At 59.0% G+C, this 21,093-nt stretch carries 19 protein-coding genes and 1 pseudogene; 10 read left to right on the top strand and 10 right to left on the bottom strand.

What is annotated here, in order from left to right:
• Positions 1-444 precede the first annotated feature (444 nt).
• The 4 genes from DVH23_RS09105 (at position 445) to DVH23_RS09120 (ending at position 3,685) form a co-directional block, all read left to right on the top strand.
• Positions 445-1,251 carry an MBL fold metallo-hydrolase gene (locus tag DVH23_RS09105; protein ID WP_114577131.1) on the top strand — a complete coding sequence of 269 codons (807 nt, stop codon included), beginning with the start codon at positions 445-447 and terminating at the stop codon, positions 1,249-1,251.
• A 4-nt stretch (positions 1,252-1,255) separates the two neighbouring features.
• Positions 1,256-1,996, top strand: a complete 741-nt coding sequence (locus DVH23_RS09110; protein WP_114577132.1) for an MBL fold metallo-hydrolase — start codon at positions 1,256-1,258, stop codon at positions 1,994-1,996.
• Positions 1,997-2,195: 199 nt separating this feature from the next.
• On the top strand, positions 2,196-3,311 hold the full coding sequence (locus tag DVH23_RS09115) for an amidohydrolase family protein (protein WP_114577133.1): 1,116 nt from the start codon (positions 2,196-2,198) through the stop codon (positions 3,309-3,311).
• Positions 3,308-3,685 carry a Rieske (2Fe-2S) protein gene (locus DVH23_RS09120; protein WP_114577134.1) on the top strand — a complete coding sequence of 126 codons (378 nt, stop codon included), beginning with the start codon at positions 3,308-3,310 and terminating at the stop codon, positions 3,683-3,685. The genes DVH23_RS09115 and DVH23_RS09120 overlap by 4 nt, the downstream gene beginning before the upstream one ends.
• 89 nt (positions 3,686-3,774) lie before the next feature.
• Here the strand turns inward: DVH23_RS09120 and DVH23_RS09125 are convergent, their stop codons facing one another.
• The 3 genes from DVH23_RS09125 to DVH23_RS09135 form a co-directional block, all read right to left on the bottom strand.
• Positions 3,775-3,984 (bottom strand): hypothetical protein, encoded by a 210-nt coding sequence (locus DVH23_RS09125; RefSeq protein ID WP_114577135.1) that lies wholly within the window; start codon positions 3,982-3,984, stop codon positions 3,775-3,777.
• 288 nt (positions 3,985-4,272) lie between these two features.
• Positions 4,273-5,616, bottom strand: a complete 1,344-nt coding sequence (locus tag DVH23_RS09130; RefSeq protein WP_114577136.1) for an NAD(P)H-dependent oxidoreductase — start codon at positions 5,614-5,616, stop codon at positions 4,273-4,275.
• Positions 5,617-5,702: 86 nt separating this feature from the next.
• Positions 5,703-6,716, bottom strand: coding sequence for an aldo/keto reductase (locus DVH23_RS09135; RefSeq protein ID WP_114577137.1), 1,014 nt, complete (start codon positions 6,714-6,716; stop codon positions 5,703-5,705).
• Between the two features lie 153 nt (positions 6,717-6,869).
• On the opposite strand from DVH23_RS09135, the gene DVH23_RS09140 reads away from it, so the two are divergent.
• A complete protein-coding gene (locus DVH23_RS09140) occupies positions 6,870-7,970 on the top strand; it encodes a zinc-binding dehydrogenase (RefSeq protein ID WP_198667893.1) in 1,101 nt (366 codons plus the stop codon).
• Positions 7,971-8,021: 51 nt separating this feature from the next.
• Entirely contained in the window at positions 8,022-8,474 is a 453-nt protein-coding gene (locus tag DVH23_RS09145) for a PPC domain-containing DNA-binding protein (RefSeq protein ID WP_114577139.1), read from the top strand.
• Positions 8,475-8,529: 55 nt separating this feature from the next.
• Here the strand turns inward: DVH23_RS09145 and DVH23_RS09150 are convergent, their stop codons facing one another.
• The 3 genes and pseudogenes from DVH23_RS09150 to DVH23_RS09160 form a co-directional block, all read right to left on the bottom strand.
• Positions 8,530-9,465: a 3-hydroxyacyl-CoA dehydrogenase family protein gene (locus tag DVH23_RS09150; protein WP_114577140.1), complete on the bottom strand. Its 936-nt coding sequence runs from the start codon at positions 9,463-9,465 to the stop codon at positions 8,530-8,532.
• Between the two features lie 120 nt (positions 9,466-9,585).
• The gene (locus DVH23_RS09155; RefSeq protein WP_114577141.1) at positions 9,586-10,002 is read right to left on the bottom strand and encodes a VOC family protein; all 417 of its coding nucleotides are present in this window, start codon (positions 10,000-10,002) and stop codon (positions 9,586-9,588) included.
• Positions 10,003-10,169: 167 nt separating this feature from the next.
• Positions 10,170-11,348: pseudogene (locus DVH23_RS09160) on the bottom strand (mandelate racemase/muconate lactonizing enzyme family protein); the annotation flags it as partial.
• A gap of 321 nt (positions 11,349-11,669) precedes the next feature.
• Between DVH23_RS09160 and DVH23_RS09165 the strand changes: the two are divergent.
• Positions 11,670-12,848, top strand: coding sequence for an iron-containing alcohol dehydrogenase (locus DVH23_RS09165; RefSeq protein WP_232833723.1), 1,179 nt, complete (start codon positions 11,670-11,672; stop codon positions 12,846-12,848).
• A 79-nt stretch (positions 12,849-12,927) separates the two neighbouring features.
• Here the strand turns inward: DVH23_RS09165 and DVH23_RS09170 are convergent, their stop codons facing one another.
• The 3 genes from DVH23_RS09170 to DVH23_RS09180 form a co-directional block, all read right to left on the bottom strand.
• The gene (locus DVH23_RS09170) at positions 12,928-13,818 is read right to left on the bottom strand and encodes an NAD(P)-dependent oxidoreductase (RefSeq protein ID WP_114577144.1); all 891 of its coding nucleotides are present in this window, start codon (positions 13,816-13,818) and stop codon (positions 12,928-12,930) included.
• A gap of 105 nt (positions 13,819-13,923) precedes the next feature.
• The gene (dgoD, locus tag DVH23_RS09175) at positions 13,924-15,060 is read right to left on the bottom strand and encodes a galactonate dehydratase (RefSeq protein WP_114577145.1); all 1,137 of its coding nucleotides are present in this window, start codon (positions 15,058-15,060) and stop codon (positions 13,924-13,926) included.
• Positions 15,061-15,373: 313 nt separating this feature from the next.
• Entirely contained in the window at positions 15,374-16,138 is a 765-nt protein-coding gene (locus tag DVH23_RS09180) for an IclR family transcriptional regulator (RefSeq protein ID WP_114577146.1), read from the bottom strand.
• A gap of 437 nt (positions 16,139-16,575) precedes the next feature.
• Here DVH23_RS09180 and dgoD (DVH23_RS09185) point away from each other — a divergent pair, with 437 nt between their 5' ends.
• Entirely contained in the window at positions 16,576-17,712 is a 1,137-nt protein-coding gene (gene dgoD, locus DVH23_RS09185) for a galactonate dehydratase (RefSeq protein ID WP_114577147.1), read from the top strand.
• Positions 17,713-17,876: 164 nt separating this feature from the next.
• Here the strand turns inward: dgoD (DVH23_RS09185) and DVH23_RS09190 are convergent, their stop codons facing one another.
• Entirely contained in the window at positions 17,877-18,554 is a 678-nt protein-coding gene (locus DVH23_RS09190; RefSeq protein WP_157972365.1) for an RraA family protein, read from the bottom strand.
• Between the two features lie 105 nt (positions 18,555-18,659).
• Here DVH23_RS09190 and DVH23_RS09195 point away from each other — a divergent pair, with 105 nt between their 5' ends.
• Positions 18,660-19,931: a mandelate racemase/muconate lactonizing enzyme family protein gene (locus DVH23_RS09195; RefSeq protein WP_114577149.1), complete on the top strand. Its 1,272-nt coding sequence runs from the start codon at positions 18,660-18,662 to the stop codon at positions 19,929-19,931.
• Between the two features lie 165 nt (positions 19,932-20,096).
• Complete coding sequence (locus DVH23_RS09200) at positions 20,097-21,089, top strand: D-2-hydroxyacid dehydrogenase (protein ID WP_114577150.1); 993 nt, start codon at positions 20,097-20,099, stop codon at positions 21,087-21,089.
• Positions 21,090-21,093 lie beyond the last annotated feature (4 nt).

Genomic DNA, 21,093 nt, shown 5'->3' on the forward strand with positions numbered 1-21,093 from the left:
TTGAGCAAGCTTGCAACACATACTTTACCTGATACTAAGAGAGAATACCAGTAATACTTAATTTGATTTGCTATTGGGCTGAAGTATAAATATTGTTAATATAATAAATAATATATAACCTTATTAGGAGGTCCTATGAGATCAGGATTTTACACCCGTGTTATCTTACGATACAGCCTATCTCTGGCTTCGCCCCATATAATTTATTTAGTATTTGGTATTTTCGCCCATGTTAATTCATTTGGATTTGACTTTGCGATTTATGATTGGTGATATAGTATTTGTTTTCAATATATGAGAGATATCGAATATGAACGATTATCCGCGCTATGTAGGTATCGTTTTTCATTCACCGGAGGTTACAGGCCCCATGGTCCATCCCGTATTATTATGTCATACTATCGACGTTGCCTTTTTATCACCTTCAGACCACTCTCTAGCAGGATGAATCGGGAAATCGCTCCAGGTATTCACTGGATTTACGAGGCGGGGTCGGATCGGACAGAGCAGTTCGAGTTGGCTGAGCGGAAACCGGATTGGTACGAGTCGGGGCGAGAAGCGTACGTTCCACAATGCGCTTACCTCATCGAAGGCGATAACGAGACGCTCCTATTCGACACGCTATCCCCTGCCAGTACTGACCAAATCCTCGATGCGATCGACGAACTCGTCGGAACTCGTGGCTTAGACTACCTTGTAGTCTCCCATCCAGACGTTCCCCACGCAGGAAACACGTATGCGATCCTTGAGGAACATCCCGAGACCACGTTAGTTGCACCGGCGTACGGCAATGATCACGAACTCTACAAACTCGACGAAAGTCTTCAGGTAGCGGAGGGTGATTCGATCGACCTCGGTAATCGTGTAGCGGAATTTCACGAGGCGACGTTCCTCGATGCACCAGTATCAATCTGGATGACCGAACAAAAGACCGGGACGCTCTTTCCCGTTGATTGGATGGGATTTCCCCACCTGGACGAGGAGGCCTTGCTTTTCGTTGACGAACTCGACGGAACGTTCGATGCGAGCCGCCTCGTCGAATTCCACGGACGCGTCTTGTTCTGGTACCAGTACGTAGATGTGGAAAAAACGAACGCCGAGATCGACAATCTCATCGAGAAATTCGATCCGGAAATCATTGCTCCTGCACACGGTCTGGTTATTCGTGAAAACGCATCGGAGTACATGGAATTGATGAAAGACGTGACCCGGACCATCGACAACCAGGGTCGGATTGGAACGTTGGGATAAGATCATGACCGTGTCAGTAACACCGACCGTCAAATGGGTCGCCCAGTGTTACGATCATAACGAGAAACACGAGCACGTCTCACTGTATCTCCTCGAGGAAGGAGACGACGTTGTTCTCGTCGATTCTGGTTCGTTTTACCATCGCGAGAAGATCACGAGTGAAATTGAAGCTGCAACCGATGGGAGTGGCCCCGACGCGATTATTCTGTCGCACTCCGATTATCCGCATGCCGGAAACGTTCGCTCGCTCGGTGGAGACACTAACGGAATCGAACTCGTTGCTTCTTCAGGTTCGCCGGAACAACAAGGTCTGCCGGATGCGAGAAAATGCAATATTGGCGACCGACTGAACGTGAAAGGACGAACCCTCAGCTTCATTGACCCACCGTTGGCCGACCGCTCGCATACGACTTGGATCTATGACCATAGCGACGGTGTCCTCTTTACCGCGGACGGCTTCGGAAACTACCACGAGCCGAATCAATGCGGTTTTATTTCTAGTGATTTCGATGGAATGATTCCGGCGGAAGAGATCTATGAATACCATCGTGACAATCTCGTGTGGCTCCGCTATGTCGACCCAGAGAAAATCGAGAAGGCTCTCGACAGTATCTTTACGGAATTTACTATAAACGCAGTTGCTCCGGTCCACGGCAACCCGATCATAGGCAAGGACGTGGACGTTTATCTGAGTCGTCTATATGATACGTTGTCTCGGATAGCGGCCGAGTACGATGTCGGTTGAGATTCAAGCCCCGTGTCGATCAGAATTGAGTGGAATCAGCCATCTCAATGAGTACGTGCTTACAGGTAGAATAGGGGTGATGTCATGGATATCCTCGACTGACATGGCCTCTGCAGCCAGCAGGCGGACGGTCTCTGGGCGTTGATCGGCCGTCCGGGGCACCGTAATCTTTTATTCCCAGCTTGTGGTATTCAATGGCATGCCGACGCAGACTGCGGTCCGGTCAGTCGAGGATCTGAACACGACAGTAGTGGACGCAGATTTCCATCTAACCGAAGGGATCGAAGAGATCCGGCCGTACGTAGACGGGCCGATGGAGAAGATGCTGGTCGGGAGCAGCAGTTACAGCGGCGGCGTCGACCCGTATCCGTCGTCGGGGGACCTGCATCCGTCGGTCGTTACTGGCCGGACGCGGGTGTTCAACGAGGAGAAGCTCGCGACGCCGGCGGATGTACGCGAGGGTATGGACCTTCTGGGGATCGATCGGGTTTCGCTAGATCCCGGAATCCAGCTTGCGCTCGGAATGGTCCACCACGACCAGGTGGCGGCCGCGCTCGCGACCGCCTACAACGAGTACCTGCTCGATACGTTTCTCAATGAGGACGATGCCCTCTACGGATCGGCCGTCGTTGCTCCACAGCGCCCCGACCTCGCCGCCGAGGAGATCGATGACCGCGCAGACGAATCGAGCGTGGCCGCGGTGTTTCTGCCCAGCGGCGGTGTGAACCCACCACTGGGGGACCGGCGGTACGACCCGATATATGACGCGTGTGAGCGCGCGGACCTTCCGCTATTGTTGCACAACGTCTCGGGCGGAGCGATAACCAGTTTTCCGATCCAACACCAAGCGTTCGGCCGTCACATGCCAACTCACGTGGTGTCACACCCGATGCAACACATGGTCAATCTCACCCACATGCTCACGACTGGCGTCCCGGAACGGTTTCCTGACCTCCGGATCGTCTTTCAGGAGGCGGGACTCGGCTGGGTACCCTACCTCGTGAACCGACTGGATTACGAGTACTACGGCCAGCGTCAGGACGCTCCAGTCCTGAAACGTCCGCCCAGCGAGTACGTCGACGAGCAATGTTACTTCACGAGCCAGCCGGTTGAGGGCATGGACAAACCGGGCTACGTGGCGCAGGTGATCCGTCTCATGGGCGGCGAACACAACCTCATGTTCGCTTCGGACTATCCCCACCACGACTTCGATCACGCCGACGACCTCCTCAGGCAGTTGACCGGCGAGTTCGACCGCAAGGCCATCGAGGCGATATTCGGGGGGACGGCCACGGAGGTGTACCGGTTCCGATGACCACCGACGAGACCGAACGCGGGCCGACCCGCCACTACGTCGTCGACGAAACGGATCTCGATGACGGGGACCGCATGCTCGTCGAGATAGAAGGCCGAGAGATCGGGGTGTTCAAGGTCGACGGCGACCTGTACGCGCTCGCCAACCACTGTGTCCACATGGGTGGTCCCGTCTGCGAGGGCCGGCTCATGGGCTATTTCACGGCTGATGATGACGGCGACCTTCGCTACGAACGCGATGGGGAAATCCTCGCCTGCCCTTGGCATGGGTGGGAGTTCGACGTCGAGACGGGAGAGCATATCGCGGGGTCAAAATACCGGCTCCCGACATACGATGTCATCGTCGAGGACGGCGAAGTCTACGTCCTTGCCTGACAGACTCGTCTCCCGAACTCTCGCTCGAACGGGTCCGCAGAGTTTCGCGAGACTGTGCAAGCCGGACCAGGGCGCGTGGGTTTGGAGCGTCACTCACCCTCTTCGAGCCAGTTTCGGATGGTTGACTCGAACGTCTCCGCGGTGGTCTCGAAGATCGAGTATCCCGCCCGGTGACGGCGGTGTCCGACCTCAAATACCGGCGTCCCGTCGGCTCGAACCTCCCAGCTATCGGCCGGTTCGGGGTCGAAACAGACGAACGTGATGTCGATGCCGTACTCGTCTTCGAGGCGGTCGACCACTTCGTGTTTCAGCGACCCGTCACTGAACCGCGGCGGCCGGTAGGGGCGGAGATCGTGTCGCTCGAACTCGGCGGCCGCGCGTCGCCACCAGCGCGGTCGCTCATCCTCGTCGTCGAACGCCTGTCGGTTCTTGGGGTCAACTATCGTCGATCACCTGCGCTGAGTTCGGTCGGTCCTGGCATAATTTTTGGGTCGCGTCGCAGCTCTCCAGAGTACGATGGAACTGACTCCGTGAGGACGGAGTCTCCGTTATCGATATCCGCCCGCGCCTGGAGGCGCCGGGGGATGTCAAGGAGATACCGAGCTTGGATTCTCCCGGAGCTTCTTGATGAACGAGTCCTCGAGCTCGACGTCATCGTAGGTCAGAACGTCATCCTGATCAATACTGGAGGTTACAGTCGCGCCGTCAAGCAGTTCGAACGGGACGTACCCGCACTCGCGGGCTCGTTCCGCCGCTTCCAGCGTCCCATAAGTGGTGTATCCCCCGCCCCCGTCGAGTTCTGTCCCGGGCTCGAGCGTTCGCTTAGCTGCACCCACGACCTCCGCGTAGCGCCCGCGGGGGGCGCCAGTCGGCTCGTTTCTCAGCATCGCGTTCGCGACGCTCACCGGTGTCTCGATTCCAGGCAGATGGTGGGGACGGTAGAAGAACACGTACTCGCCGTCGCTCGCGACGTAGAACCCGTGGCCACGGTTCTGGGAGAAATATTCCTGTACGGCCTGATTGGGCGTCCTCGCGACGACGAACATGCTCCAACTCAAATCGAGTTCCGTCGTCGAGCCGTCGGAGTAAAGCGAACTGATCGCCTCAACGGTGTTCGTTTGGCCGAGGACCCCACCGTCCTCTTTCAGACGAAGCGTTGTGGGCACTTCGTGGGCCTCGAGGGTTCGAAGGTGCATTCCCGGGACATCGGGTTCGAGACCGACCGCGTTCGCGAGCGCACAGCTTTCGACGGCGATCTTCGTCCCGTCCAGAAAGGAATTGTACATCCGCGGATTGAGGTCGTGTTCGTCGATAAACTCGTCATCGTACCCCCATCGCTCGAACACGTCGTCGGGGGTCCCGAAGCGATACTCGTCGACGTACATCGACCCGCGTCCGGCGGCCACGATATCCATTCCGATTGTGCGTGCCCAATCGCATAGTTCGACCATCAGGGCCGGCTGGTCGCCGTAGGCCAGCGAATACGTCACATCCTGCTCATCCGCGAGGGTAGCAAGCGCCGGGCCCACGACGGTGTCAGCCTCAACGGTGGCGTTTATGACGTGTTTCCCCTCGGCGAGCGCCGCGTACGCGTGTCGTGCGCCGACGTCGGGAACACCTGTTGCCTCGACGACGACGTTGACGTCGGTCTCGGCGAGCAGACGCCCATCAGAGAGGATCACACGCTCTCCCCGTTTGATGACGCGGTCGGCCTCGTCAACCGTTTCGGCCTCGATAACGGTCTCTTCGACGCCTGCTTCGGTGAATGTATCCGACGCTTTCTTCGGTTCGATATCGGCGATCGCAGCGACGGTCATGCCGGGGGCGCACTCGATCTGATCAGCCAGTTTCGTTCCGAACAGTCCGGCCCCAACGATGCCGACGCGGATGGGATCGTCGAGGGCCTTCAGTTTCGTGGGTAGGTTCAACATGAGTATGGGGTGAAGCAGCCTTCGTGGTCGTTGTGCTACGTGGCCGGTTTCGGGAGACGGGCGAGTTCGGAGGGACGTGATCGGTTCTACGCGGGAAGGGTGAACTCCTTTGCCGTAGTCAGCCGATCGACCTGCTCGTCCGACAACACCACCTCGCTCGCGTCGAGGTTCTCCTCGAGCTGTTCGACCGTCCGGGCGCCGACAATCGGCGCCGTGATGTCGGCATGGTGGGTCTGCCAGGCTAGCGCGACCTGTGCGGGCGACGCCTCGACCTCGTCGGCGACATCCAGCAGGACGTCGAGCGCATCGAAGTTCTCCTCGGTCAGGTAATTCTCCTCGAAGCGGGCGTCGACGGATGCAGTCGAGCTCTCCGCCGTGGACTCGCGAGTGTATTTCCCCGTCAGGAACCCCCACGCGAGCGGGCTCCACGGCACGACTCCAAGGCCGTATTCGCGACACATCGGCAGATAGTTCGGCTCGATTTCCCGATCAACGAGGTTGTATCGAGGTTGTGTGACGGTAAACGGTTCGAATCCCTCACGGCGAGCGATCTCGTTGGCCCGGACGATCTTCCACGCGTCGGGTTTTCCCGAGGAGAGCCCGAGGTAGTTCACTTTCCCGGACTCGACTAGCCCGTCCAGCGTGCGCATGACTTCGATCGCGGGCGTCCGGTCGTCCCAGCGGTGACAGTAGAGGAGGTCGATGTAGTCCGTGCCGAGCCGATCAAGACAGACGTCGATCTGGTTGCGCACGTGTTTCCGGTTCAACCCGCGACCATTGGGGTCGTCTCCTCGGCGGGGGCGGTGGATCTTGGTCGCGATCACGAACTCCTCGCGGTCGCGTTCCTCGAGCCAGTTGCCGATCCACTCCTCGGCACGCCCGTCGCCGTATTTGTCGGCCGTATCGATGAAGTTCCCGCCGTAGTCGGCATACGTATCGAGGAGCTCGTACGCACGTTCCTCGTCGACTTCGATGATTCCCTCGTCGGAGTCGTACCGTTCTTCGCCGTCGATCAATCGGCGTCCGAACCGCCACGTTCCGAACGACAGTTCGCTGACTTCGATGCCGGTCCGTCCGAGCGAGACGGTATCTAACGCCATACGTGTGGCATCAAACGGCAGAGTATTAAAACTACGTAGCGCGGCAATCACCACGATTGAAGGTTCTGTTTCGTTCACGCTCGTTCGACCGGGAGTAGCGTTATATGGGTGGTCCAAGAGATAACGGATGACATGCACTCACGAAGTTTGGTTATGGACGAACCAGGGACGCTCTCGGTTCGCGAGTTCGACGTCCCCGAAGTGGGCCCGAACGAGGTTCTCATCGAGGTAGAGCTGTGTGGCGTCTGTGGGACTGACGTCCATATGAACGAGGGTGGAATGCCTCTAGATTTTCCCGTCATTCCTGGCCACGAGTTCGCCGGGCGAATCGTCGAGACGGGAGAGGCCGTCGCCACTGATTTCGCCGGTGTCGCCGTCGAGGTAGGTGACGCGGTGACAGTCTGTCCGGGACGGGCCTGCGGAGAGTGTTGGTACTGCAACAACGTTCCCGCTCGTCCAACCGCCTGCCTCGATCGCACCGTCTACGGGTTCACCGGTACCGACCGTGAACCCACTCTCCGTGGCGGCATGAGCGAGTATGTTCTCATCGAGGGTAACGCCGACTTCTTCCGACTTCCGGACGATCTGGACATCGATTACGGCGCGCTCGTCGAACCCCTCGCAGTGGCGTCCTACGCTCTCGAGCAGAGTTTCCAGTCCGGCCTCCCGTTTGCCCGCGAGGGCTACGGCCCCGGACAGAGCGTGGCCGTCCAAGGCTCCGGTCCGATCGGCCTACTGACGGTCGCTACGGCACACGCCACCGGCGCCAGCGAGATCATCGCCATCGACATGGTAGAGGAGCGCCTCGAACTGGCTCGGAAGTTCGGCGCCACACGGACCGTCAACATCAGGGATTACGACGACGACGAGGCTCTGATCGAGGCAGTACGATCGAAAGGAAACGACGGGATCGGTCCGGACGTCGTCGTCGAGGCCGTGGGCCACCCGAGTGCGTTCGAACAGGGACTCAGGATGCCCCGCAACGGTGGCACACTCGTAGAGGTAGGTCACTTCGCGGATGCGGGAACCGCCGAGATCAACCCCACGTGGATCGTACAGAACGACATCTCGGTCGAGAGCAGCTACGTATACCCACCTGCGCAGTTCCGGACCAGCCTCTCGTTGCTCCAGGGTTACCGTGACGACCTGCCGTTTCTCGAGTTGTTCGACTATCGTGTGGATCTCTCGGAAGCCGAGAGCGCCTTCGAGGCACAAGCGACCGGCGACTCCTACCGCGCTACCGTTCACCCCTGAAGTCACGACGACCCAAACGAATATAACGGTGCGTGCATATTCGGGTGACTGATGCGCTCATTCGAAGGCAATGACGGACACGTCATCCTCCAGCTGCAACCGGGCGATAAAGCCCTCGAGTCGATCACGGAGACGATCGATGACCACGGAATCGATACGGGAGTCGTCGTTTCGGGAATCGGATCGTTGAACAAGCTCCACGTCCACTACGTCGTTCCCTACGAGGAGTTCCCGGAGTTCGCCGAGGACAACGACGACGTCGATGAGTACCTCCACGAAGAAGGGGCCTGGGAGGTCGGATCGCTGCAAGGTGCGATCGCCGACGGTGAACCACATCTCCACATTACGGCGTTCGAGGCCGAGAGCGGCCGGATGATCGCGGGTCACCTCGAACCGGATTCGGTGGTCCACGCGCTCATGGAGATCGTGATTCGTCCAATCGAGGGCCCCGAGTTAGCGCGCCGACCCGAAGAGATGGGAATCCCGATGCTCCAGTCGCGGTAGGTCACGATCGGTCGAGTTGAGTGAATCATCCATCGATTTCACCGGCAACGACCGCTCAGCGGTCCTCCTCCAGCGCCCGTGTGACTTCGATGAGGCGGTCGTCTCGCTGCCGCTTGACGTCCTCGGGAGACTCGTTGTAACTGAAAAATCCCGCTCCCTCCTCGACGCCGCCGCGGCCCTCCGCAAGGTAGTCGTCGAAAAGGTCCGAGACCGTCTCGGCGTTCGAGAGTTCGGGAATGAGGTCGTCACCGACCGTTTTGAAGAGTTCCAAGCCAGCGATGTCGACCGTCTCGAAGGGGCCGATGACGGCCGTTCTGCGGGCGTACCCGTCTCGGATGGCCGTATTGACGTCCTCGACCGACGCAACACCCTCTTCGACGATGTGTGCACATTCCCTGAGGACGGCAAACTGGACACGGTTCCAAACGAACCCGGGGACGTCACGGTGGACGATGATCGGCTTGCGCCCGACGGCCTCGACGAACGCGGCGAGCCGATCGACGGTTTCTTCCGACGTTGATTCGCCCTGAATGACCTCGACTGTCGGTAACAGATACGGTGGAAAGAGCCAGTGACAACCGACGACTCGATCGGCGAAAGGGAAGCCGGCCGCGATCTCCGTGATCGGGATCCCGGACGTGTTGGTCGCGAGGATCGAATTCGACGGAGCAGCGGCGGCAACTGTCTCGAACACCTCCCGTTTCATCTCGAGGTCTTCGGCGATCGTCTCGAGGACGATCTCGGACTCGGCGACCCCCTCCCGAGCGTCGAGGGTGAACGTAACGCCGTCGAGAACGGCCTCGGGGGACACCTCCATCATACCACGTTCGTTCAGGAAACGGACCGTCTCCCGGATTCGACTACGAGCATCGTCGAGATTCGACTGGCGGTGGTCGATGAGTGTGACGGGAAGGTCAGCCGAGCGGAAATGGACGACGAAACCGGCGCCCATCTGACCCGCACCGATCACACTGAGTTGTAAGTCTTGCATCCAGTGTCCGAACTCGGAGCTAGCGAACTTATAATGTGATGATGCTCCACCTCGATACGGAACCCCAGGCCGACCCTCTCTTGGGTACCTGAGGAGAGACGGGGTTGCCGACGGCGGGCATCACGGCGTGTCAGTCTCAGCGAGTTCGACGAGTTCGATCGGGAGACCAGGGGTGGAATCCGGCTCGACGAACGCTCGAACGTATGGCCCGAGCCCCTCGACCGGTTGGTCGTCGAACATCGGATAACCGGCGTTCGCAAGCGACGCTATTGCCTCCTCGATATCGGGGACGATGACGGCGAGATGATACGGCGATACATCAAGTAACTCGTCGAGCAACCCGTCGAGGTACGTTCCGCGCTCATCGCGGGCGACTACCTCGACCCGAAACGACGACCACTCGACGAACGCGACGTTAACCGCGCCGCCCACAGTCGTCGTCTCGCCAACAGTCCCGTCGAGGGCATCCCGGTAGAACCGGATCGTCCGATCGTACTCGGTGGTGACGTGACCGACGTGGTGTAACCCAGAAAGCATGCCGGGCTAACACAGTACCCCCACCACCAAGTGTTTTCCCTCGAATTCCGAGCTTCGGACGTGGACCGGAACTGGCGTATCGCGGTGGTGTAGGGTGTCTCGTCACTGTTCCCCTGAACCGGGAGGGTACAGCCCTCGACTCCGGCGTTCGGACGTTTCGGTCCCAATCACTGAGCCGGGTCGAACAGCGTCTCGCCCTCGACCATACGATCCTCGACGACGTCGAGGTCGAGGTCAACACCGAGCCCGGCCTCGTCGGGCACGGCTATGCAGCCGTCTTCGATGATCGAGTCCGAGCCCGCGAGTAAATCAGCCCACCAGTCTACGTCTCGAGCGTGATACTCCATGGCGAGGAAATTTGAGGCAGCGGCGGCGACGTGGGCCGACGCCATCGTCCCGATCGGCGAGGAGACGTTGTGTAGTGCCAGCGGGACGTAATATGCCTTGGCCAGATCGGCCATCTTCTTCGTCTCGAGCATCCCACCGGTCTTGGGAACGTCGGGGTGGAGTATATCGAGTCCCTGGTTTTCGATCAGCCGGCGGGCACCCTCGACGCGATAAACGTTCTCACCGGCAGCGATCGTCGTATCGGTGCTGTGCGTAACCTGAATCTGGACGTCGTGGTTCTCGGGGGGGACGGTGTCCTCGAGCCACCACACTGGATACGGCTCGATCGCCTTGGCCAGCCGTCGTATACTGTCGCCCGTCCAACTCCAGTGACAGTCGAAGGCGACGTCGGCGCGGTCGCCGACGCGTTCCGTTACGGCTTCGACGATATCCGTTCGATACTCGATTGCACGCGCGTTCAGATGCTTGTTTCGTTGGTCGAGCTCGTAGCGGTCAGTTGCATCCAGATCGAACTTCAGGGCGTCGAAGCCGTCTTCAACGACGTCTTCAGCAGCATCGGCATACGATTCTGGAGAGTAAGGATCGTAGTCGTCCGTGACGTTTGTCCGGCGGAGGTGCTCGCCAGCGTGACTATCACAGTAGACACGAACCTCGTCGCGGTGTTTCCCCCCCAAGAGCTGGTAGGCTGGCACGTCGAGTATCTTCCCCGCGAGATCGTGGAGCGCGATATCGATCCCCGATATCGCCGTCACTGCGATACCGTTCATTGCGCCGTAGTGGGCGAGTTGATCGAACAGTTCGGTACAGCGCGCGTCGATGTCGGTCGGATTCTTCCCGATGACGACGTCCTTGGCGTATTCGATGTAGGCGTCGGCCTTCGGCCCGAGCACTGCTTCTCCGGTTCCGGTTATGCCTGCGTCCGAGTACACTCTCACGAGCGTCCATTCGAAGTTCCCGGCGACTTTGGTCGTCTGTATATCCGTAATCTCTATGTCACGCTGATCGCTAATGCGCACCATGGGTGAATCACCCAGGGCGATCTAATAAAACTACCGTACGGTGTAGTTCCTGTACAATTCCTCTATAGTCTCGACATCGGTCTCCGAAAACGAGTCACGACTATCCGTCAGCGTCTATTTGCTGACTACGGGGAGCCAAGACCACGATCTGTTGTATTAACATCGTTCACCCAACACTATCCTTCACTGGAACCCGTGCTATTTACTATCTAGCAGTCGTAGCCCCGCTAGATACTCACCATGGAACTAGAGTATCCGACGCCAGCACAGGGACCACGAGTACTGATCTCACCGTCCCGAATGGTCGTCGGACGTGGCGCAGTAGAACAGGTCGGTGATTATACGACTCTGTACGGCGATACGGCGCTCGTCGTCGCTACTCGGGAAATTTACGATATCCACGGGGAGACAGTCATAGCCGAACTCGAAGCGAACGGTATCGAAGTAGTGCCGTTTGTCGACGTTCGTTCGGATCCCACTGTGGCGAACGTCGAAGATGCCTACAGCCGCTGGGAGACAGAAGGTTGTGAAGTAATCGTCACACTCGGTGGTGGCTCCTCGATTGACGTGGGTAAGGCCGTCGGCGTGTTGGCGGCGAACGAGGGGAGTATACGCTCGTTCGCTGTAGATGAGGCGGGCTATGGAGGAGTTCCGAACCCGACACCACCACTAATCGCAGTCAATACGACAGCGGGCACGGGTAGCGAGGCGACGCAAACGATCGTCTTGACCGATACCGAAACCACGACGAAATTCATTATCGTCTCAGAACATGTAGTCCCCGAGGTGGCCATTGAGGATCCAGTTCTCACCCTTTCGCTCCCCAAGAGCCATACAGCTTTTACTGGGATCGATGCCTTGACTCACGCCATCGAGGCGTTCGTTTCGGTGAAGACCTACAGCGTTCCGGACGACTACGCGCGCGCCGCGATCCGCCGAATCGCTCGGTCGTTCCCCACCGCGTGGGCGAACGGGGACGATATCGATGCACGCACGGACATGATGATCGGCCAGTTACAGGCTGGGCAGGCGTTCACGAATGCGTCCGTAGCCTTGGTCCACGGCATGGCACGCCCTCTCGGCGCACAGCTTCATATCCCTCATGGTCTCGCAAACGCGCTACTTTTGCCCTACGTCATGAAATTCTCTGCGATAGGGGCGCCCGAGAAGTACGCTGAAATCGCACGCATCTTCAACGTCGCAGATGAAGCAGACGCTGATCGCAAGGCTGCACTGGAGGCAGCAGATGCGGTCCGCGAACTGTGTACGGATGTCGGATTAGCGACGTACCTCGACGACTTCGGCGAGGTACCCGGCCGCGAGGAGTTCCTCGATGTGATCCCGGAAATGGCCCAAGATGCGATCGATTCCGGATCACCGGCGAACAATCCACGCAAGCCAACGAAGTCAGAGATCGAGTCACTGTTCGCCGAGGTGTATGATGACGCACTGGCGCCCGACAGTCCGCGTCGTTGCTGAGCGAACTGAGGGAATATCCGCCACCTCACGAACCGAAATTATAGGCTAGCTTCTGTTCGATAAGGTGCTGTCTTACGGGTTATATATCCCGCCAGGAGTGAACGGGCTCCCAGCCGAGCAGTTCGGTCGCCTTCTCGGTCGTGACGAGGCTCTCGTGGCCCGAAAACGGGCGCCGTATCTCCGCTCCGGGGTGGAACTCCTCGATCAGCTCCTCGGTCGGAACGTTCGTGCTCGTATCGGCGGCGGACGCCCAGAACGTTTCGTGGCCTTCGAACTCTGCTTCCACGGTTCGTACGGCGAGCCGGGCTGCATCGTCCACGTGGATGTAGGCAAAGAGGTCGTCACTCGGGCCGTCGGGATTCCACCCTTCCCGAAGGGCAGGGAGGGAGCGATCCGTTTCCGCGTACCGGTCTCGCAGCGAATCCGTCGCGCCCACGTAGGGGAAACGGACCGTTGCGATCGTCTCCGGCTCGCCCGAAAGCCGACCAAAGCCGTCGGCGATTTCCTCCGTTACGCGCTTTCCGAGCGCGTAGGGATCACGTGGTGTAGTGGGGTGGGCTTCGTCTACCGGGAGGTATTCGATCTCGGGCGGGACGTCCTGGAAGTTGAAGCCGAGCGCGTTGATGCTCGAAGCTAAGCAAGCCGCCTCCAGACCGAGCGCGGAAGCGGCCTCAAGGACGTGATAGGACGTCATGGCGTTGCTCGCGAAGGTCTCGGCGCCCGGGTGGTTCAACGGCGTTCTGATCGTCCCCATGTGGATCACGGCGTCCGCATCGACGTGGGCTAGCGCCCCATAGACGTCCCCGGAATCGAGGACGTCCGTCTCGACGTACTTGTCCGCGTTCGATTCCCCCGAGGGGCGGACGTGATCAAGGTTCGCGGTCCGGTAGCCGGCGTCGTTCGCGTTCGCGATGATGCTGCTCCCGATGAGGCCGCTGCCCCCAGTGACCGCAATGGTGTCGAGTGCCATATACTCTTCCTGGGGAGAACCCTATTAAAATTCAGCGTCGCCCATGTGGGACGTTCATTCGACCGTTGTGGACTCCGGCTCTCCCGGTACACCCGCCATCGGTCCTTACCACTCGGTGACGCTCCCGTCATCGCGACGCATCACCGGCGCGTCCCAGGCGTCCTCCGTCGCCATTTCCCGGACGAAATCCTCGTCCATATCGATCCCCAGCCCTGGCTCTTCGGGGAGGTCGATGTACCCACCCTCGTCGTAGTCGAAAACGGTCATGTCCGAGAGGTAGTTCGGAGTGCCCTCTTGGTGGACGATCTGTTCCTGAATGATCGCGTTGGGTGTGCAGGCACAGAGCTGCACGCAAGCCGCGAGCGCGACCGCGCTCAAGGGGGAATGTGGGGCGACCGCTGCATCGTACGTCTCCGCCATTGTTGCGATCTTTCGGGTTTCGGTGATTCCCCCTGCGTGCGCGACGTCAGGCTGGACGACGTCGACCACACCGTCCTCCAGCAGTGATCGATATTCCCAGCGGGAGAACATCCGCTCGCCCGTGGCAATGGGAATCGTAGTGTGTTGGGCGATCTCCGGGAGGAGGTGGTTCTTCTCCGGGACGACCAGTTCCTCGTAGAACAGCGGGTCGAACTCCTCGAGTTCCGAGACGAGGCGTTTGGCCATCTGTTTCGAGGGCCGGCCGTGGAAGTCAAGCATAATGTCGACCTCGTCGCCGACAGCTGTACGGGCCGCCCCAACCATCTCCCTGACGAAATCGAGCGACACACGATTGTCGAGATGTTCCCAGTTGACCCGGGGCCCGTTCTTGATCGCGGTAAACCCGCTCTCGACGCGCTCGCGAGCGGCCTCAGCCATCTCGTCGGGAGTGCTCCCACTGAAGTGTGCGTACAGCCGGATTCGTTCGCGGGCCTTTCCGCCGAGCAGCTCGTAGACTGGCACTCCCAGAGCCTTGCCCTTGATGTCCCACAGCGCGTGATCGATGCCCGAGAGCGCGCTCATGAGGATCGGCCCTCCACGGTAGAACCCGCTACGGTACATCTTCGACCAGTGATCCTCGATCGGGAAGGGGTCCTCACCGACGATATACGTCTCCATGAGCTTCTCGACTGCGGTCGCGGCCGTCTGGGCTCGACCTTCGACTATGGGCTCCCCCCAGCCGACGACTCCGTCGCTGGTTTCGACTTTGAGGAGGAGCGATCTCGGGGGGACTTCGAACAGTTCGTAATCGGTGACACGCATATCCGATAGTCAGTACTAGCCAGCATATATAGTCACGCACATATCGATACACAATAGAATCTCTTCTACTAATGAGTGAAGTGATGCCAACGACGGGTACAGAATCAACACGGGTCCTCGTTCGCCACCCAAGCGACGCTTGAACGTCGCTATCGTTATGAACCGATCCCCTAACTCCAGCACAGCGAGGGTGATAGCGATGAGGTGGACTCGAACGAATCCTCGATAGGCAGATCGGCGTTCGCTCTGGATGTTATAGGCGACGGACGGGGTGATCGAAGCGGAGGCGTGGCGAATCGATGAGGATCCACGATCACTCGTTGTCGGCGAGTCTCCGTTCGATGTCTCGGGCAGTAGTTCCCAGGGTCATCGCGAGGTCTTGTCTCATTCTCGGCGTGGACAGGCGATCCGGCGGTCCAGCGACATAGATCGACCCGAGAACGGTATCCGAGGAACTGATGGGTGTGGCGATGGAGTGGTAGCTTCGCTGTTGTTCCCCACATTCAAAGGCGACCCCACGATCGCGAATTACCTCCAGCTGCTCAATTAGCTCGGCTCGATCAGTAATCGTATCCTCAGTCAACTGGGGGAGTTCGTTTCGGTCCAGAATTTCGCCTCTCCGCTCTTTGGATAACTGTGAAAGAATCGCTTTTCCGGCCGCACTCGCGTGCAAATGATGGGAATTGATGAACGTGATGTCGTTCTTGGACGCGTAGTTACCCCGTGTGCGAAAGAGATCGATCCCTCGGCCGTTCTCTTCGATAAACAACCCAACCACATCCCCTGTGGCCCTCGCTAACTGCTCTACGTTGGTCTGGCCGACTCGATAGAGTCTGTATTCTCTCAACGTCGCGTCGTTCAATTCTACGAATTTTGCACCAAGGTCGTACGTGCTCCCGTCTTTTTTCACATATCCGATGTCGCGAAGCGTCGCGAGATGTTTATATACTGTGCTTTTCGGCATGCCGAGATCTTGGGCGAGATCCGTGACCCCTCCCCCGTTCAACCGCACAAGTCCGTCCAGTACTTGGAAGGACGTTTGAGTCGTTTTATTTTTCTGTGGATCAATCGTTCCCATGATCTATGGTACCATTACGGTTGGAGGGGTAAAAAACTGTTCATACCCTGTGGACACCCTCCTCACGTAATTGTACCAGCACAGACACCACCAGGGCGTCCGTTCATATAGTGTGGACAGCGTGGTGATCTCACGAACCACCATGATCAATAGTCTTCTCGGATAGAACGACAAGTGGATCGTTCCACGGGTCGTTTCGATTTGAATCACAGTCATATGCTTGTAATGGTGTGGCTACAGAGTTCCGTTCAGATCGTAACTTCGGCGAGGATACGGCTTCGTTGGGAGTGTTACCGGTTGGTATGAGGAAAGAGACCCGGAATTCGCTTCATCTGGAACGGGTGGGTGATCTCCATCCACCATGTGTGAATAATAATGATATCCAGTTTCCGGATGCGACCGTTTATACACTGTGAGTGAGTACCTGCCATCCACGTATGGAAGTAACCGATTACGAACTGTTCGAGATCCCCCCGGGATTGCTCTTTCTCAAACTGACCACGAGCGATGGCGAGACTGGGTGGGGAGAACCGACGAATCTCCCGTATTCACGAACCGTAAAGGCCGCGACCACGGAGTTGATGGAGAAGTATCTCCTCGGTGAGGATCCACTCCGGATCGGGGATCACTGGCAAGCGATGTATCGCGGCGGATATCATCGAGACGGCCCCATACTGATGAGCGCCATCGCGGGCATCGAACAGGCGCTGTGGGACATCAAAGGCAACCACTACGGTGCCCCCGTGTACGAGTTCCTTGGCGGTCAGTGTCGGGATCGGGTCCGTGTCTACCAGCGTATTGGCGGGGACCGACCGGAACACATCGCGTCGGAGGCCGAACGGGCAGTCGAAGAGGGGTTCTCCGCCGTAAAGATCGACGCCACCGAGAGATTAGCCCATATTGACGCACCGGCGGTCACGGATCACGTCCGCCAGCGCGTCGAAGCCGTCCAAGAGGCGGTCGGCGACGAGGTCGGTATCTGTGTCGATTTCCGTGGCCGCGCGTCGAAGACGATGGCACGGCGACTCGTAACCCATCTCGAGCCCTACGACCTGTTGTTCGTCGAAGAACCGCTCCGTCCCGAGGACATCGCTTCGTTTCCGGATCTGGCGAGACATACGGCTACCCCGCTCGCGATCGGCGAGCGGCTGTATTCTCGGTGGGACTTCAAGCCGCTGCTCGATACGGAACTCGTCGACGTCGTCCAACCGGACATCTCCCGAGCGGGGGGAATCTCCGAGAGTATGCGGATCGCCCAGATGGCAGAGACTTCGGGCGCGGCAGTCTCTCAGATCCGCCCGCGGAGTCCGCTCGCGCTTGCGGCGACGATCCAGGTCAGTGCCAGCATCCCGAACCATCTCATCCATGATTATGGCTTCCCGGGTCAAGAAGAGGTACACGACTACTTCGACTACTCGGCGTTCTCACTGGAGGACGGCTACGTCGACATTCCCGACGGCCCGGGGTTGAACGTCGACATCGATGAGGACCGCGTCCGTGAGTTGGACGCAATTGAGGTTGATCAGCCGTACCCCCTTCGACGCCACCCCGATGGCAGCGTCGCCGAGTTCTAGTGGTATCGGTTCGCTTCAGATGGACGACCCATCGAGCGTCGGTTCCAGACGCGAAGCGGACCGGTGGGTTCGTGACTGGATCGTTCATGTCGCTACGGCTGCGAACCCGCGTATTTCGTTTCGATAACCAACAACAGCTACACAATGCCGGAACGGAGCGACGCTTACAGCGTTTCGTAGCGGTCCCAGACTTCGTAGACGGAATCGCCTGAGCGAATGTCCTCACGGACGTGCTCTTCGAGTTCCATTTCCTCTTCGCCCCGCTCGATCACGTCATCGACGATCTCTGGCGGGATGACGGCGATCGATTCGTAGTCCGCCAGAACGACGTCGCCGGGGGAGATGGTTACGCCCTCGATCTCGACCGGGACTTCCGTTTCACGGAGGCTCACTCGCCCGAACGATTCGATCGAGCTGTGTCCCTCTGACCAGACGGGAAACCCATGATCCTCGATCATCCGGGAGTCGCGGGTTGCTCCATCGATGAGGGCGCCAGCGGCGCCTCGTTCCTGGGCGATGGTGCTGAGGAGTTCTCCCCACATACCGGACTTCGTGTCGTCGGGCGCTGCTCGGATGACGAAGTCCCCCTCACTAATCTCCTCGAGGTACTGTAACCCGAGTTCATCGCGAGGATCGTCGCCACGTTTCTCTTCATAGCCGATCTCGACGTATTGAGAGGTGTAGGCCGTTCCTACCGCTGGTTCTCGACTCCAGAGGGCGCGGATGCGCTTACACGGGATGACGTTATCGTCGATCCCCATCTCGTCGGTGATATCGTTGACCATCGCGCTGTGCAGGCCCTGTAGCCGATCCCGTTGGGTCTCCGTGAGACTCGTTGTCATCATATACCGTGTAGATGACCACCCATATATTCTTTCCGTTGGCAGCGATCTGCCCGTTCGCCGACACCCAAATCGTTATATAAGACTTGATCCACTGTCGAGGATATGGGAATCGACTTTACTTCCCGCCGAGAGCGAGAACCGGGCTTACTGATCGACTACTCCGAGACGACCGGCGACCTCGATGTCGAACGCGCGCCCGGACCGCGCGATCTCGAGATCACGGACATCCAGACGACGATGGTCGATGGAAACTACGACTGGACCCTCGTCCGCATCTACACCGATGCGGGCATCGTCGGCACGGGTGAGGCGTACTGGGGATCGGGCGTTCCACCGATCATCGAGTCGGCGAAGCCGTATCTCCTCGGTGAGAATCCCTTGGATATCGATCGCCTGTATACACACCTGATCCAGCGGTTCTCTGGGGAAGGATCACTGGCAGGTTCAGTCGTCACCGCAGTCTCGGGCCTTGAAATCGCACTTCACGACTTGGCGGGCAAGGTGCTCGACGTGCCGGCCTATCAGCTGCTCGGTGGCAAGTACCGCGATCACGTCCGTGTTTACTGTGACACCCACGCGGGTTCTCACGGCGCCGAGTCAGACACGGCGGAGTACCGGGACGAACACTCGCCTGAAGCGTACGCTCAGGCCGCGAAAGGAGTCGTCGATGACGGCTTCGACGCCCTGAAGTTCGATCTCGACGTCCCAAGCGAGTACGACAAGGATCGGATGAATCGTCATCTCCGCGATCCGGAACTACGCCACAAAGTCGACATCGTCGAGGCAGCCACTGAGGCCGTCGACGATGACATCGACGTCGCCTTCGACTGTCACTGGAGCTGGACGGGCGACAGCGCGTCGCGACTGGCGGAAGCCATCGAACCCTACGACGTTTTTTGGCTCGAAGATCCCGTCCCCCCGGAAAACCACGACGTTCAACGGACCGTTACCCGGAGCACCTCGACGACAGTCGCCGCCGGCGAAAACGTGTATCGAACACATGGCTTCCGGCGGCTCATTGAAGAAGAAGCCGTCGACGTGATCCAACCCGACCTTCCCAAGATGGGTGGGATGCGCGAGACGATGAAGATCGCTAACAAGGCCGAAACCTACTACATTCCCTTCGCGCTCCACAACGTCTCCTCGCCGATCGGGACGATGGCCGGCGCGCACACTGCCTGTGCCTGTCCCAACTTCCTCGCGCTCGAGTACCACGCCCGTGCGGTCGACTGGTGGGCTGATCTCGTGAATGAACCGATCATCGAGGATGGATACATCCAGGTTCCCGAACGCCCAGGGATCGGGCTGACACTCGATCTCGATGTCGTCGAGGACCGCATGGTTGAGGGCGAGACGCTCTTCGACGAGTCGTGATGAGATCTCCGTGGGATGATACCTCGTCTGTTCGCCCGCGGAATCACACGACCGGACGACCCTAGCACCGAGGCGAACATCCCCGTCGTGGCCACGGAAGAGAAGAGGTGAAACGCAGATGTCAATTATGGGAGGTTTGAAATGTGGTGGGGTTCATGAAGAGGTATGAACGGTGATCCTGACATCGTCGTCCTTCGTGGGGAAGCCCACGGCATCCCGATCTCCGAGTATGCCGCCGCCCTGCGCGAGCGGCTTCCGGAGTACGACATCGAACATGCAAAAACACCCCAGCAAGAACGGGAGCTCGTCGTCGACGCCCCGATCATTACTGGCGGGAGCATCACCGAGGAACTCCTTGATCGGGCTGAGAAGGCCCGCCTGTACGCGGCCGGCGGTGCCGGGGTCGGGCCAGCCACAGTGAGACCGTGCATAGAACGCGGGCTTACCGTTACGAATGCGTCGATCCATGGCCCGAACATCGCCGAGTACGTGCTCGGGACAATGCTTGGATTTTCGAGGAACCTGTATGAGGGGATGCGGCGCAACCAACGCCGAGAGTGGCGTCACTTTCAGGCACGAGACTTCACGGATAGTACCGTCACGGTAGTCGGTCTTGGCGCGATTGGGACGGCGATTGTCCAGCGGCTGTCGGGCTTTGAGGTGGAGACGATCGGCGTCCGATACACGCCCGAGAAGGGCGGCCCGACCGACGAGGTGGTCGGATTCGAGACCGACGCACTCCATGAGGCACTCGCTCGGACGGACTATCTCGCGCTCGCCTGTCCACTGACCGAGACCACACGTGGGCTCATCGATGCGGAGGCGCTGTCGGTTCTGCCCCCAGACGCCGTTCTCGTCAACATCTCGAGGGGGCAACTCGTCGAGACGGACGCGCTCGTCTCGGCGATCAGACAGAACCAGCTCCGGGGCGCAGCACTGGACGTAACCGATCCGGAACCGCTCCCCGAGGATCACCCGCTGTGGAACTTCGAGAACGTACTCGTCACGCCCCACATGTCGGGGCATACACCCGACTACTGGGTGCGGTGTGCGGAGCTCCTCACGCGGAACGTCCGACGGATCGAGGAGACCGGTGAGTTCGACGACTTGGAAAACACCGTCGAACTTACTTCCGACGGCGAGGTAGTGTTCACGTAGTCGT

Origin of the sequence: Saliphagus sp. LR7 (assembly GCF_003344565.1) — an archaeon.
Classification (GTDB): Archaea; Halobacteriota; Halobacteria; order Halobacteriales; family Natrialbaceae; genus Saliphagus; species Saliphagus infecundisoli.

What these genes read in the sequence shown, in the direction of transcription:
- DVH23_RS09105 (WP_114577131.1), top strand. Translation starts at nt 445, where the DNA reads ATGAATCGGGAAATCGCTCCAGGTATTCACTGGATTTACGAGGCGGGG.
- DVH23_RS09110 (WP_114577132.1), top strand. Translation starts at nt 1,256, where the DNA reads ATGACCGTGTCAGTAACACCGACCGTCAAATGGGTCGCCCAGTGTTAC.
- DVH23_RS09115 (WP_114577133.1), top strand. Translation starts at nt 2,196, where the DNA reads ATGCCGACGCAGACTGCGGTCCGGTCAGTCGAGGATCTGAACACGACA.
- DVH23_RS09120 (WP_114577134.1), top strand. Translation starts at nt 3,308, where the DNA reads ATGACCACCGACGAGACCGAACGCGGGCCGACCCGCCACTACGTCGTC.
- DVH23_RS09130 (WP_114577136.1), bottom strand. Translation starts at nt 5,616, where the DNA reads ATGTTGAACCTACCCACGAAACTGAAGGCCCTCGACGATCCCATCCGC.
- DVH23_RS09135 (WP_114577137.1), bottom strand. Translation starts at nt 6,716, where the DNA reads ATGGCGTTAGATACCGTCTCGCTCGGACGGACCGGCATCGAAGTCAGC.
- DVH23_RS09140 (WP_198667893.1), top strand. Translation starts at nt 6,870, where the DNA reads ATGGACGAACCAGGGACGCTCTCGGTTCGCGAGTTCGACGTCCCCGAA.
- DVH23_RS09145 (WP_114577139.1), top strand. Translation starts at nt 8,022, where the DNA reads ATGCGCTCATTCGAAGGCAATGACGGACACGTCATCCTCCAGCTGCAA.
- DVH23_RS09150 (WP_114577140.1), bottom strand. Translation starts at nt 9,465, where the DNA reads ATGCAAGACTTACAACTCAGTGTGATCGGTGCGGGTCAGATGGGCGCC.
- DVH23_RS09155 (WP_114577141.1), bottom strand. Translation starts at nt 10,002, where the DNA reads ATGCTTTCTGGGTTACACCACGTCGGTCACGTCACCACCGAGTACGAT.
- DVH23_RS09165 (WP_232833723.1), top strand. Translation starts at nt 11,670, where the DNA reads ATGGTCGTCGGACGTGGCGCAGTAGAACAGGTCGGTGATTATACGACT.
- DVH23_RS09170 (WP_114577144.1), bottom strand. Translation starts at nt 13,818, where the DNA reads ATGGCACTCGACACCATTGCGGTCACTGGGGGCAGCGGCCTCATCGGG.
- dgoD (WP_114577145.1), bottom strand. Translation starts at nt 15,060, where the DNA reads ATGCGTGTCACCGATTACGAACTGTTCGAAGTCCCCCCGAGATCGCTC.
- DVH23_RS09180 (WP_114577146.1), bottom strand. Translation starts at nt 16,138, where the DNA reads ATGGGAACGATTGATCCACAGAAAAATAAAACGACTCAAACGTCCTTC.
- dgoD (WP_114577147.1), top strand. Translation starts at nt 16,576, where the DNA reads ATGGAAGTAACCGATTACGAACTGTTCGAGATCCCCCCGGGATTGCTC.
- DVH23_RS09190 (WP_157972365.1), bottom strand. Translation starts at nt 18,554, where the DNA reads ATGACAACGAGTCTCACGGAGACCCAACGGGATCGGCTACAGGGCCTG.
- DVH23_RS09195 (WP_114577149.1), top strand. Translation starts at nt 18,660, where the DNA reads ATGGGAATCGACTTTACTTCCCGCCGAGAGCGAGAACCGGGCTTACTG.
- DVH23_RS09200 (WP_114577150.1), top strand. Translation starts at nt 20,097, where the DNA reads ATGAACGGTGATCCTGACATCGTCGTCCTTCGTGGGGAAGCCCACGGC.